This is a genomic window from Salinibacter sp. (assembly GCF_042218895.1).
GTDB lineage: Bacteria > Bacteroidota > Rhodothermia > Rhodothermales > Salinibacteraceae > Salinibacter.
The window spans coordinates 1-11,311 of the sequence record NZ_JBDGQQ010000049.1 but is presented as its reverse complement, the minus strand read 5'-3'; the positions used below and the strand labels follow the sequence as shown (position 1 = coordinate 11,311).

14 protein-coding genes are annotated in these 11,311 nt (G+C 63.3%); 9 read left to right on the top strand and 5 right to left on the bottom strand.

Annotation, left to right across the window (positions count from 1 at the left end; genetic code table 11):
• Nucleotides 1–180 precede the first annotated feature (180 nt).
• The 7 genes from ABEL04_RS05380 to ABEL04_RS05350 all read left to right on the top strand — a co-directional run bounded on the left by ABEL04_RS05380 (nt 181) and on the right by ABEL04_RS05350 (nt 5,922).
• On the top strand, nt 181–870 hold the full coding sequence (locus ABEL04_RS05380; protein ID WP_375801361.1) for a hypothetical protein: 690 nt from the start codon (nt 181–183) through the stop codon (nt 868–870).
• The gene (locus ABEL04_RS05375; RefSeq protein WP_375801360.1) at nt 863–1,219 is read left to right on the top strand and encodes a transcriptional regulator; all 357 of its coding nucleotides are present in this window, start codon (nt 863–865) and stop codon (nt 1,217–1,219) included. The genes ABEL04_RS05380 and ABEL04_RS05375 overlap by 8 nt, the downstream gene beginning before the upstream one ends.
• 172 nt (nt 1,220–1,391) lie before the next feature.
• Nucleotides 1,392–2,939, top strand: coding sequence for a cysteine--tRNA ligase (gene cysS / locus ABEL04_RS05370; protein WP_375801359.1), 1,548 nt, complete (start codon nt 1,392–1,394; stop codon nt 2,937–2,939).
• Between the two features lie 120 nt (nt 2,940–3,059).
• Nucleotides 3,060–4,085 (top strand): porphobilinogen synthase, encoded by a 1,026-nt coding sequence (hemB, locus tag ABEL04_RS05365; protein WP_375801358.1) that lies wholly within the window; start codon nt 3,060–3,062, stop codon nt 4,083–4,085.
• An 89-nt stretch (nt 4,086–4,174) separates the two neighbouring features.
• On the top strand, nt 4,175–4,726 hold the full coding sequence (locus tag ABEL04_RS05360; protein WP_375801357.1) for a hypothetical protein: 552 nt from the start codon (nt 4,175–4,177) through the stop codon (nt 4,724–4,726).
• Nucleotides 4,727–4,903: 177 nt separating this feature from the next.
• Nucleotides 4,904–5,422 (top strand): hypothetical protein, encoded by a 519-nt coding sequence (locus tag ABEL04_RS05355; protein WP_375801356.1) that lies wholly within the window; start codon nt 4,904–4,906, stop codon nt 5,420–5,422.
• 89 nt (nt 5,423–5,511) lie between these two features.
• Complete coding sequence (locus tag ABEL04_RS05350; protein WP_375801355.1) at nt 5,512–5,922, top strand: hypothetical protein; 411 nt, start codon at nt 5,512–5,514, stop codon at nt 5,920–5,922.
• Nucleotides 5,923–6,115: 193 nt separating this feature from the next.
• Here the strand turns inward: ABEL04_RS05350 and ABEL04_RS05345 are convergent, their stop codons facing one another.
• The 5 genes from ABEL04_RS05345 to ABEL04_RS05325 all read right to left on the bottom strand — a co-directional run bounded on the left by ABEL04_RS05345 (nt 6,116) and on the right by ABEL04_RS05325 (nt 9,576).
• Nucleotides 6,116–6,688 (bottom strand): hypothetical protein, encoded by a 573-nt coding sequence (locus ABEL04_RS05345; RefSeq protein WP_375801354.1) that lies wholly within the window; start codon nt 6,686–6,688, stop codon nt 6,116–6,118.
• A 378-nt stretch (nt 6,689–7,066) separates the two neighbouring features.
• Nucleotides 7,067–7,990, bottom strand: a complete 924-nt coding sequence (locus ABEL04_RS05340) for an SMP-30/gluconolactonase/LRE family protein (RefSeq protein ID WP_375801353.1) — start codon at nt 7,988–7,990, stop codon at nt 7,067–7,069.
• A gap of 84 nt (nt 7,991–8,074) precedes the next feature.
• Entirely contained in the window at nt 8,075–8,632 is a 558-nt protein-coding gene (locus ABEL04_RS05335; RefSeq protein WP_375801352.1) for an arylamine N-acetyltransferase, read from the bottom strand.
• Nucleotides 8,633–8,666: 34 nt separating this feature from the next.
• Nucleotides 8,667–9,269 (bottom strand): TetR family transcriptional regulator, encoded by a 603-nt coding sequence (locus ABEL04_RS05330; RefSeq protein ID WP_375801351.1) that lies wholly within the window; start codon nt 9,267–9,269, stop codon nt 8,667–8,669.
• Between the two features lie 109 nt (nt 9,270–9,378).
• Nucleotides 9,379–9,576, bottom strand: coding sequence for a 4-oxalocrotonate tautomerase family protein (locus tag ABEL04_RS05325; RefSeq protein ID WP_375801350.1), 198 nt, complete (start codon nt 9,574–9,576; stop codon nt 9,379–9,381).
• A 362-nt stretch (nt 9,577–9,938) separates the two neighbouring features.
• Between ABEL04_RS05325 and ABEL04_RS05320 the strand changes: the two genes are divergently transcribed.
• Together ABEL04_RS05320 and ABEL04_RS05315 are read left to right on the top strand one after the other, a co-directional pair.
• Nucleotides 9,939–10,661 carry a transposase gene (locus ABEL04_RS05320; RefSeq protein WP_375801349.1) on the top strand — a complete coding sequence of 241 codons (723 nt, stop codon included), beginning with the start codon at nt 9,939–9,941 and terminating at the stop codon, nt 10,659–10,661.
• Nucleotides 10,543–11,109: a transposase gene (locus tag ABEL04_RS05315; protein ID WP_375801348.1), complete on the top strand. Its 567-nt coding sequence runs from the start codon at nt 10,543–10,545 to the stop codon at nt 11,107–11,109. Before ABEL04_RS05320 ends, ABEL04_RS05315 begins: the two co-directional genes overlap by 119 nt.
• The last annotated feature ends 202 nt before the right edge of the window (nt 11,110–11,311 follow it).

The following is an 11,311-nucleotide window of genomic DNA, read 5'->3' as shown; positions in this document are numbered from 1 at the left end:
AGCGGGCTCGGCCCAACTCGTGGTGCAGCACGGGCCGGACGAGGCCCTCACCATTCCCCCAACATGGTTTCTCCCCCGATGGTTTGTTTCGCAAACAGGTTTCTCTGAAACACGCTCCAGTTAATAGCATCTCTGTGTTTGCATTGCAAACTGGTTTGCCGGCCCGTCCTCCATGCGCCAATGAGTTTTCCATCGACAGATGTAAGGCCCGGGGCGTCCTCCCATTCGACCGACCACATTCATTTCTACACCCGATTTTACCACTTGCTGAAGGGCTGGTGCTACCTCCCCACTGGGGTGCTACTGGCGGTCGCGACCCTGACGACGGCCGTCCTGCGGCCCACATGGTTGGAGACCGTGTGGCTCCCGCTCTCCCTCCTGGGCGGTTCGGTCTTGTTGACAGCCCCCTGGGCGTACTACATGCATCGCCGGTACCGGGCAGCGTACGGACACGTCACCCAGGATGGGGGCCCAACCTCTCCCCTGGGTAGGGGCTCGATCTCCCTCCCCGCGTGGATGGCGTGTGTGCTGGGGATGCTGCTGTGGATGGTGGCTCTGGTTTTTTACATCCCTAACACCCTGGGCTACGAGGACAATCACTTCGTTTTCTTCTTCGTCGCCCTTCCCCTGGCCAACGGGGCGTTGCACGCCCCAACGCTCCGGCAGCAATTTATCTACGGGGGGTCCATGCTCATCTTAATCGGCGTCACGCTCATTCCTCCCGCCCTCGGGTGGCCCGTCGCCGTCGTCCAGGCCCTCTGCTACACGATGCTCGGGGCGGTCGTTGCGGGCGCTGGGCTCTACAATCATCGTCTGCTCGTCGGCGCTCTCGGCCCAATGGACGACACGGGGGTGAGCGTCGATGAGTAGCTCGGACCCCGACGTGCCCTTCGAACGCCTCGCCGAACTGGATAAGCTGATCCACGAGCCCGCGCGGCTGTCGATTCTCACGGCCCTCTCGTCCTGCGGGGAGGCGGATTTTACCTTCCTTCGACGTCTGACAGGGCTCACGCGGGGCAATTTGTCGAGTCACCTGTCGCGACTCGAAGACGCGGGGTTGGTGGACGTAGACAAGTCGTTTGAAGACAAGACGCCGGTCACCACCGTGTCCTTGAGCGAGGAGGGTCGCCGCACGATCGTCCGCTACTGGGACGACCTGCAGGCGCTCCGCGACGAGGCTGATCAGTGGGATGCCGACGATCTGGATTCGACGACATAACGCGGACAACACCGCCCCCTCCCCAGCTCTTCTCCGTCTCCCCTGATTTTCAATTTCTCCACCCGGTCCTGTCCACGCAAAAGTTACGGCACAATCCCCGAGGCGCGGGGGTACAGCCGAACGGTTTCCCCTTTCGTCGTCCCTCCCTACGCTGCTGTCCGTCCATCTGCACATGTCGTCGCCCGATTTCCGCCTCTACAACACGCTGACGCACGAAACTGAGCCCGTCGAGCCGATCGAGGACGAGCACCTCCGTTTCTACAGCTGTGGGCCGACGGTATACATGTACGCCCACATCGGCAACTTCCGGTCGTTCCTCACGGCCGATCTCATCCGGCGGACCGCCGAGGCGATTGGGTGGGACGTGACCAACGTGAGCAACATCACGGACGTGGGCCACCTCACGCAGGACGACCTGGTGGATCCGGGTGGCGAGGACAAGATGCAGCAGGCCCTGGAGCGGGAAGGCGAACGCTTCGCCAACATCTACGACCTGGCTCGCCACTACACCGAGGCCTTTCTGGAGGACTGGCGCGCCCTCAACCTGCGCGAGCCGGAGGTGCGCCCCCGCGCCACCGAGCACGTGACCGACCAGCTGGAGGCCATCATTGAGCTGGTCGAGAAAGGCCACGCCTACACGACAGACCAGGGCGTCTACTTCTCCGTCGAGAGCTTCGAAGACTACGGGCACCTCAGCGGCAACACCGAAGCCCAGCAGTTGGAGGCCACCGATCGGGACGTAGTAGAGGACCCCGATAAGTGCGATCCCCGCGACTTTGCCCTCTGGAAGCACGACCCCGAGCACCTCATGCACTGGCATAGTCCTTGGGGTTGGGGCTATCCGGGCTGGCACATCGAATGCTCCGTGATGGGGATGCAATACCTCGGCGACCGCTTCGACCTTCACACCGGGGGCGAGGATCTCATCTTTCCACACCACGAGTGCGAGATCGCCCAGAACCAGTCGCTCGCGGGGCATCAGGTCATCAACTACTGGGTGCATACCCGCTTCCTGCAGGTTGAGGGCGAGAAGATGTCGAAGTCCAGAGGCAACTTCTACACCGTCCGGGATCTCATCCAGCCCGGCCCGGACGACGACCACGTGCCCGACTCGATTCGGGAGCAGGGCGGCGTCGATCCGCTGGCCCTTCGGTACGCCCTGATGCAGGGCCAGTATCGAAAGCCGTTCAACTTTACACTCGATACCCTCCACACCGCCGCCCGCCACGTCCGCCGCTATAAGGACGCCGCGGAACGGGTCGACGAGGCGTTGGAGGCCGACGCCGACGGGCCCGACGACTTGGGCGATCCGCTCGACGACATCTACGACCGCACCCTCGCGGCGATGTGCGACGACCTCAACACCCCTGCCGCCACGGCCGCCGCGCTGGAGGGCGTGAAAGCCCTCGAGCAAACGGACCGCCTCAGCGGGGCCGCGGCCCGAAGCGCCCGCGAGTGGTTGGACCGCACCAACGCACTGCTCGGCATCATCGACCCCGAGTTCGAGGCGGAGGAGCGAACAGGGGAGGCTGCGGAGGCAGATTTGGCCGCGGATCACCTTGCCGATTCCATCGACGAACTCCTGGAGGCACGGGAGGCCGCCCGCGCCAAGGGCGAGTACGCCCGCGCCGACGCCATCCGCGACACGCTCGAAGCCCTGGGCATTGAGGTGATGGACCGCCCCGAGGGCCCCGAGTGGCGACGGACGGTGGAACTGTAATTGATGCGTGTCTCGTGGTGCGTGAGGGCTTTTTGCCTGATCAGTACCGCGTGCGCCCCACTTTACCGCGCGAGTCACGGATCACGTTTCACGAATCGCGACCAACAAATCTGCATGCCTATGGCTCCTTCTGCCGAATACAACATTCCCATTCGTCCGAGGCGACTTCGCCAGACCAAGAACATCCGCCGCATGGCGCGGGAGACGCGGTTGTCAACGGATAATCTGATCGCGCCACAGTTCGTGATGGAGGGCGAGAACGATCGGGAGGAAGTCTCGTCCATGCCGGACACGTACCGCCACACGATCGACCGCCTCGTCGACCACGCCGAGACGCTGTCCGACCTCGGCATCCCCGCCGTTGCCCTCTTCCCGGCCATCCCCGATCATCTAAGAACGCCGGACGCCGAGCACGCGCTCGACCCCGATCACCTCTACCCGAATGCCGTGCGCGCCCTCAAAGACGCCGTGCCGGAGCTGATGGTGATTACGGACACGGCCCTCGACCCCTACAATTCCGACGGCCACGACGGCATCGTTCGCGATGGGCGCATCGACAACGACGCGACAATCGAGGTGATGTGCCAGATGGCCCTCCTCCACGCCGAGGCCGGCGCCGACATTGTTGCCCCCTCCGACATGATGGACGGGCGGGTGGGCGCCCTCCGGGACGCGCTCGACGCGGCCGGGCACACGGACGTGGCGATTCTCTCCTACACCGCCAAGTACTCTTCCAACTACTACGGCCCGTTCCGCGACGCGCTCGACTCGGCCCCGAGGTCGGAGGAGGAGACCCCGGCGAAGGACATTCCCGACAACAAGGACACCTACCAGATGGACCCGGCCAACGGCGAGGAGGCTGTGCGCGAGCTGATGCTGGACCTGGAGGAGGGGGCGGACATGGTGATGGTGAAGCCGGCCCTCCCCTACCTCGACGTCATCCACCGCGTGCAGGCCGCAAGTGACGTGCCCGTGGCCGCCTACAACGTGAGCGGTGAGTACGCCATGATTAAAGCGGCCGCACAGAACGGGTGGCTCGACGGCAAGAACTGCGCGATGGAGGCCCTCACCGGCATCCGACGGGCAGGCGCCGACCTCATTCTCACCTATTTCGCCGAAGACGCCGCGCAGTGGCTCGAAGAGTGAGAATGGCCGAGGCGGGGGGTAACGGTTCCTGCTTGAACTCGTCCGTTCCCCGGAATTTGATTCGCTCCTAATCAGATCCTAGGTCAACCATGCCCCACTCTACGAAGCGTCTGATGACTTCCTCCGTGCTCTTACTCCTCCTCTCGGTCTCGGTGACAACGGCCCAGACCCCCGACTGGCAGCATCAGCTCTACTTCAACGCAGGTCCCCAGTTTGTGACCGGTGATCAGAGTGAAAGATACAGTACCGGATTTGCACTCGACGCGGGCTACTACTACCGCGCGGCCGATGCTCTCTTTCTCGGTGTAACAGGCGGATACCACCAGTTTAGTGGAGACAGCGGGGACGATCTGAGTGTTGTCCCGCTCAACCTTGCGCTGAAATATAACTTCTCCCTCACTGGACTACAGCCGTACATTGGTCTTGAGGGCGGAGCGTTTGTGCTAGGAAACGGCACGAGCACCACAGAAGTGGGCATTGCCCCTCGCCTCGGCCTGCGCATCCCGGTCTCTCGCGGCCTTGACGTGGACCTCAACCTCAAGCTCGATGTCATCTCTGGTGAGGATGACAACTTCACATATGTCGGGGCAAACGGGGGCTTCGCCTACATTCTGGACCGCGCAGATATCGAATATCGATAGCCAGGCCGGGGGGCCCGCTCTTCCTGTCCCCCTCGTCACGTGGTGCTTCTTGAGTTAGCGGGCCTCTACGCCCAGAACAGCCTGAGACGGAACGTTGCAATCTCGCGATACACATTCTCGGATCGTTCTCCTACATTTCGGGAAAACATTCACCCTTCAAACCACTCCTCAGAGCACATGGCCGTCGAAATCAGCCACATCGATTACAGTGATCTCTCCGGCGGGCTCGTCCGCATGATGGACCGGTTTAGGGAGGAAGGCACCCTGACCGGCGACATCGAGGACGACGATCGCCTGCGCGAAGACCCGAACGCGGCCCTCCTCGGCCTTCTCTACGACCAGCGCGTCCGGGCCGAGTCGGCCTTCACCGGCCCGCTCCGCCTCAAGGACCGCCTCGGCCACCTCGATATGGCCAAGGTCGCAGACATGGAGTTCGACACGTTCCAGGACCACTTCGCAGAGTCCCCCGCCGTGCACCGCTTCACCAACAAGATGGCAGAGAACACCCAGGAGGTGGCCCGGCAGATTGCCGAGGAGTACGACGGCAACGCCGCCAACCTCTGGAACGACGGGGCGGATCTCGACACGATTGAGAAGCGCCTGCAGGACCTGCCCGGCTTCGGCCCGGCCAAGGCCTCCAAAATCAAGTACGTCCTGCACTACTTTGGCCACCGCGACTTCTCGGATGAGGAGTAGACAGCGCAGCGGATAACTCCCCCGGCACTTGTTATCCCTCGCCGCAACCAAGGGTGCTTTAGCCTCCTACTCCCAGCGTCCCTCCCGCCATGTCCCCGGACGGCTCCGCCGAGGAGGAACTCCGAACCCTTCGCGAGCACCTGGACGACATCGAGGGGATCGAGACGGTGTTTGCCCGGCCTGGCGCCCCCAGAGAGGAGCGCTTCCGGGGCTACGTGTCCATGCGAGCAGACGAGCAGGAGGCCGCCCGCAAGCTCCTAGCGAGGCTCGGGCGCAAGTTCTCTACGGTCTTCCACGTCGGCGACCAAAAGTGTGAGATGGGGTTTCGGGTAGAGGTGTCCCTCGCTCAGAACGAGCTCCGGTATATCCTTCGCTTCTGGGGGTGTCCGGAGTGGCCCATGCACCGTGTTCGGCGAACCCTCGCGGGGCGAGTCGCGGGCGAACGGGACCGACGCGCGCTCCCGTCCCTCGAACCGCCCGGCCCTGACAGGTCAGATTAGCCCCCTTGCCCCGAGCAGTGTGCCGACCGCAGCTCGGGCCGACGTACCAAATGGGCCTGCCCCTGCTCGTGCGGAAACCGCTACGGCCGGTCGCTCCCGGATCTGAACCGGGGGCCGACGAGAAGGTCAGGCTTGGCGGTGCGTCCGAACGCTTGCGGATACTCTTGGGCGACCCCTGTCGCTCGCAGGAGCACTATGTGCCCTCCGAAGCGCTGGCGCTGGCCGGTTTCCCCCGGATCTCTCGCAGTAGGGCCCGGAAGCCAGACTGCACGTCCGCGTCAAGCGTGAAGGGGCGCCCTCCAATCGATCCATTCGCGGAAGAGGCTGACGCGATCTGCTCCAACTGATCGAGACGAAGATCGACGGTGGCAAACACTCCCCGGACTTCATAAAACCGGCCCCCGCCCCGGCTGGGCTTTCCGCCGGCCTCAACGCTGTTCCACGTAATTCGAGTGCCGTCCGCGACGATCTCCCCCCCTGCTCCGGAGACGGCAAGCTCGGCCCCTCCGCTTGTCTTGAAAACGAGTCGGACCATCTCGGGGGTACGGTCCGATCCCCGGCACTGAGCAACAGCCCGCACGTCAACGGTTTCGGAGCTTGAAGAGCCGAGCCCAGTGTCCAGCTTCGCATTTGAGATGGAGTAGGATTGAGTTTTGTACGTCGTTCGGTTTTGTTCGGCGTCGTACGAGACGATAACCTCCTTGCTTGATCCACACCCGGCGGCAAGGAGGAGCACAAAGAGCAGAGCGGCGGCACGCTGTGGCATGTGCATGGCGCGTGGGCATTTCTCTGTGAAGCCAACGTGATTTCAAGTCGCAGGATCTAAACCGGGAAGTAGAGAAAATGATCGCCGAGGACCGTATTCCCCCGATCCCGGAGTGTTGGTTTCCTTCTTGGGCCGTCGCGCCCGAGGGCGACGTTGATCCCCGGAGCGCGGGTACGTCCTGGCCGAGCAGAACCGAGCCAATTCCGTTGGGGGGTGCTTCTTCGGGAAGGTTTCTCGGCGGTGCCGGAGCGACGAACCGCGAGATGCCGGACCGTGCAGCCCCGTACCGTGGCACGGCAGGTGCCCGGTCGTCCTGACGTCGCTCGTGCCGGCGGTGGCGGCACAGTGTGCGAACGCCAATGCGGGTAGAGGCGAGGACTACTCTTGTCCTGGCACAGTAACCGGGATGCGATAGACGCTGGACTGGGCCGTGATGTAGAGCGTCTTACGCTCCGGCCCTCCGAAGGCCACATTCGTGGGAGCTTTGGGGACGGGAATGCGGTCGAGGCGATCGCCGCTGGGGGCGTAGACCCAGATGCCGCCCGGCCCGGTCGTGTAGAGATTCCCCCGCGCGTCGACCTTCATGCCGTCGGCGTTCCCCGGCGCGTCGCCCTGCATCGTCGCAAAGACACGTCCATTTGCGACCCCGCCGTTCTCCGTCACATTGTACGCCCGGATGACATTCCCGTCCGTGTCATTGACGTACAAGGTGGACTCGTCCGGCGAGAGGACGATGCCATTGGGCCGGGAAAATTCCTTCGTGAGCAGTGACAGACTTCCGTCGGGATTGAGGCGGTAGACGCCCGAAAAGTCGAGTTCGCGGTTTTCGTCCTCCACCCCGTACGGCGGGTCCGTAAAGTAGATGGTCCCGTCGTCGGCCACGGTCAAGTCGTTCGGGCTGTTGAGGCGCTTCCCCTGGTACGATTGCGCCAGCGGCTGCACCATGCTCTCCGGTCCCAGTTGCCCCACCTGCCCGTCGTGCTGCGCGAGCAGCAGCCGCCCCTCCGGACTCACTGCGAGGCCGTTGGCGTGCCCGGACGGTTTGAGGAAGACCCGGCTGCTGTCGCCCGGCGTCCACTGGTAGACCGTGTTGGCCGGGATGTCGCTGAAAAGGAGCGTGCCCTGGTACCAGATCGGTCCCTCCGTAAACTGAAAGCCGTCCGCAATCTTCTCGACAATCGCCTCCTCGGGCACGGGCGAGGACTGCGCCGCGCTCGACTGGACGAGGCCGACCCCCAGACCGAGCGCGAAAAGGAACAGGACCCGGGAGGCCCCACGAACGAACGAGACAAGAGTGGTCATGGAATACGGCATGCGGGTGATGACACAAGCAGTAGGGAACCGCGGATCGGCGCGTTAGAGCGCACCCGCGGTTCTCCGGATTGTTCAGTCGGCGGCGTGGCGGAGTCCAAATTTCTGCGCCAGGAGATCGTGCCACGCGCTGGCGGGGACCGCGCGCCACCCCGTTCCCACCGCGTCCGTCTGCGGAGTCCCGTCGAGCGGCACCGGCGTACGGATCGTGGGCGGCCCCGTCCCCACGTCCACCACGTAGCGGCGGTCCAGCGTCACGATGTTCGTGTGGTGGTTGGCCGGCACGCGAAGGGCCGACATCATCCGGGCCGCGGCGCGCTGCACCTCGTACCCCAGGGCGTCGAGAAGGGAGTGGAAGAGACCGTTGAGCTTGAAGCAATAGCCGCCGCGCTCCCGCGCCATGATCTTCTCGTGCAGGTGCGGCACCGACAGGACGACGCCTTCGCCCGGCCGCTCGCCGTAGGGATCGCAGGTAATAGCGAGCGTCTCGAAGGGGACGGTGGTGACGTGGGCGCGGTGGAGCGTGCTGAGCGCCGAGAGGCCAGGGGCATTGATCGATTCCGCAGGGATTGCCAGGCGGTCCAGATATGCCTCGACCTCATCCCTGCTGAGTCCCTCGCTAAACTTGGACATCGTGGGGGTCGAACGACGAATGAGTCCGCGCGAGCTAAGCGGGCCTGGGACCAGATTCACTAGGCTCCGTGGCTTCGAGCCCACGCCGGACGAGGTGCCACACGGCCTCGAACTGCTCGTCGATGGTCGGATCGTCCCATGCGTCGGCCTGGGCCGGGTGGTGGAAGCGAGCGGTGGCCTGGAAGACCGCCCGGGCCGTCCTCTCCGCATCGGCAACGTTGAAGACCCCAGCCTTCTGCCCATCGACGACGATGGCCGCCAGTTGATCGACGAGCTCCGTCACGTGCTGGTCGACGATGCCGGTGGCCTCCTGAGCGAGCTGGTAGTAGGTGGCAAACATCTCCGGATCGTTGCGGCGCACCTCGTGCTTCGTGGAAATCAAGGTATCAAGCCAGCGGCGGAGGCGCTCCTCGGCAGGTCCCCCCTCGCGGCTGATGGCGGCGAGGGGCCGCTCCACCCGTTGCAACCACCGGCGCGTCACGGCATCCCGAAGAGCGGCCTTGCTCGAAAAGTGGCGGTAGATGGTGCCGTGGCTGACGTCCAGCGCGCGGGCCACGTCCACCACGTTGGTCTTCTCCGGCCCATACCGCCGCAGGACCTCCTCAGTGGCGTCGAGAATGTCTTCTTGCGTCGGCATGAGCGTCTGGTGCACTTCGGCGCAGGCATCGCTGAGATTCCATGAGAAGCTCGGGACCCCGCACGTGCGAGCACACGAATGGGAGATGGCTCCGGGGGAGACTCGCGTCTCAACCAATGACCTCGCCCCCGATAGCGTACCCGGTCTCGGCCGTCTCAGCAATCCGGACGTTCACGAACTCCCGAACGTCTTCGTCCTTCTCCTCGCGGTAGAACTGGCTAACCGTATCCGTCATGCGCTCGATGAACGCCTCCTTCTGCTGGTCACTGAGGTCGCCGGGGGGGACAGTGAGTCTGATCGTGGGCATGGGTGGAACGAGAGATCATTCGAGCGATCTGGCGAGAATACACTTACACTCTATCCGTACAGATGACAAAAATCAAAGTCTGTGATATCAATACATAATTCTCTCACATTATCGGATACTGCATCGGCTCTCGGTGCGGAGAGCCGCCCTGTTTGCGTGTACCGCCCTCGATCCCTCAGTCTTCTCTAAAACGTCAGCACCTCCTCCACCGTCGGCCGCAGCCAGGCCTCCGCCGAGAAGATCTCGTCCTCCAGCGGCTTGGCGTTGGGCGTATATTCAGAGTTAGTTGAAGTTGGAAGCAGAGAAGGGGTTCTTCCCCGGTGCATAGCTGACTAAACCAATCACCGACGAAGAACCCCGTTATGGATTCTCAACATAGCACCGACGCCGAAGAGACGCCAACCTCCAACAGCGAGAAGACCGTCCCCAGGCCACTTCGAGACGTTCTCGACGAGCCGATCGACACGAAACTCCAACTGCTCAAGCATCACGCGGATATGGCCCGCCTTCTGGCCGAAGAAATCCTGGAGGAAGATGTCGAGGCCCTGGCCGGAAAGCACCACAGCCGCGACCGTCCCTGTGGTAAGCATCTGCAGAGATGGGGCTACAATCCGGGCTCGATCCGAATCGACGGGGAAAAGGTCCCGATCGAGATCCCTCGGCTCCGGGACAGGGATGCTGGGGAGGAGCACACTCTCGAGAGCTACCAGGCGATGAAAGAGGCGGAGGTGGGGGAGGAGCTGATCGATTCAATCCTGCTGGGACTCTCGCAGGGGGACTATGGGCGGGTGGCGAGCCAGTTTGTTGACGGATTTGGCCTCAGCCAGTCCTCGGTGAGCCGCCGGTTTCAAAAGCGGGCCCAAAAGGCCCTGGAGGAGTTTGAGAGCCGCTCATTGGAGGAGGAAAATTTCCTGGCCCTCTGGCTCGACGGGAAGCACGTCGCTGGAGAGCAGGGAGACCCTTTGCATGGGAGTGACGGAGGCCGGCTACAAGAAGGTGCTCGGCTTCACGCAGGCAACCACCGAGCGCCACGAGCCGATCGTAGAGCTGCTTCGCGGGCTACTCGATCGGGGACTCAGTTTTGAGGAGGGGATTCTCTGTGTCGTCGATGGCGGCAAGGGCCTGCGTAAGGCGATCAGGGAAGTGTTTGGCAAACGCGCCGAGATCCAACGCTGCCAGTGGCACAAGCGAGAAAACGTTGTAAGCTACCTGCCGAAGGCCGACCAGAAGAAGTGGCGGAAGAAGCTCCAGCGGGCCTACCAGGAGCCGACCTACGAAGCCGCCAAAGAGCGGCTCACCGATCTCCGTGCCGAGTTGGAGAAGATCAACCGGAACGCGGCCAATTCTCTCATGGAAGGACTGGAAGAGACGCTCACTCTCCACCGACTTGGCCTGTTCGAAGAGCTGGGGCGGAGCCTGAAAACCTTGGGCTGCATCGAGAATCTCAACGAACAAGTCGAGAGCTACACCGGCAACGTGAAGCCTTCCGCCACTCGCCACAGAGGCACCGGTGGATGGCCCTTTCGCTTCTAGAGGCGGAGTCGCGGATGCGGCGGCTCACCGGCTACAAGGACCTTCCAAAACTCAAACGAGCACTGAAAGACGCGATTCCCGATCGCGAATGACACCGGACGGAAGAACCCCTTCTCTCCACTTCCCAACTAAGTTTGCATTTACGCCTGGCGTTGGGCACCGGCAGGTCCTCGGCGGCCACCCGCCGGATGGGTGCATCCAG

What these genes read in the sequence shown, in the direction of transcription:
- ABEL04_RS05380 (WP_375801361.1), top strand. Translation starts at nt 181, where the DNA reads ATGAGTTTTCCATCGACAGATGTAAGGCCCGGGGCGTCCTCCCATTCG.
- ABEL04_RS05375 (WP_375801360.1), top strand. Translation starts at nt 863, where the DNA reads ATGAGTAGCTCGGACCCCGACGTGCCCTTCGAACGCCTCGCCGAACTG.
- cysS (WP_375801359.1), top strand. Translation starts at nt 1,392, where the DNA reads ATGTCGTCGCCCGATTTCCGCCTCTACAACACGCTGACGCACGAAACT.
- hemB (WP_375801358.1), top strand. Translation starts at nt 3,060, where the DNA reads ATGGCTCCTTCTGCCGAATACAACATTCCCATTCGTCCGAGGCGACTT.
- ABEL04_RS05360 (WP_375801357.1), top strand. Translation starts at nt 4,175, where the DNA reads ATGCCCCACTCTACGAAGCGTCTGATGACTTCCTCCGTGCTCTTACTC.
- ABEL04_RS05355 (WP_375801356.1), top strand. Translation starts at nt 4,904, where the DNA reads ATGGCCGTCGAAATCAGCCACATCGATTACAGTGATCTCTCCGGCGGG.
- ABEL04_RS05350 (WP_375801355.1), top strand. Translation starts at nt 5,512, where the DNA reads ATGTCCCCGGACGGCTCCGCCGAGGAGGAACTCCGAACCCTTCGCGAG.
- ABEL04_RS05345 (WP_375801354.1), bottom strand. Translation starts at nt 6,688, where the DNA reads ATGCCACAGCGTGCCGCCGCTCTGCTCTTTGTGCTCCTCCTTGCCGCC.
- ABEL04_RS05340 (WP_375801353.1), bottom strand. Translation starts at nt 7,990, where the DNA reads ATGACCACTCTTGTCTCGTTCGTTCGTGGGGCCTCCCGGGTCCTGTTC.
- ABEL04_RS05335 (WP_375801352.1), bottom strand. Translation starts at nt 8,632, where the DNA reads ATGTCCAAGTTTAGCGAGGGACTCAGCAGGGATGAGGTCGAGGCATAT.
- ABEL04_RS05330 (WP_375801351.1), bottom strand. Translation starts at nt 9,269, where the DNA reads ATGCCGACGCAAGAAGACATTCTCGACGCCACTGAGGAGGTCCTGCGG.
- ABEL04_RS05325 (WP_375801350.1), bottom strand. Translation starts at nt 9,576, where the DNA reads ATGCCCACGATCAGACTCACTGTCCCCCCCGGCGACCTCAGTGACCAG.
- ABEL04_RS05320 (WP_375801349.1), top strand. Translation starts at nt 9,939, where the DNA reads ATGGATTCTCAACATAGCACCGACGCCGAAGAGACGCCAACCTCCAAC.
- ABEL04_RS05315 (WP_375801348.1), top strand. Translation starts at nt 10,543, where the DNA reads ATGGGAGTGACGGAGGCCGGCTACAAGAAGGTGCTCGGCTTCACGCAG.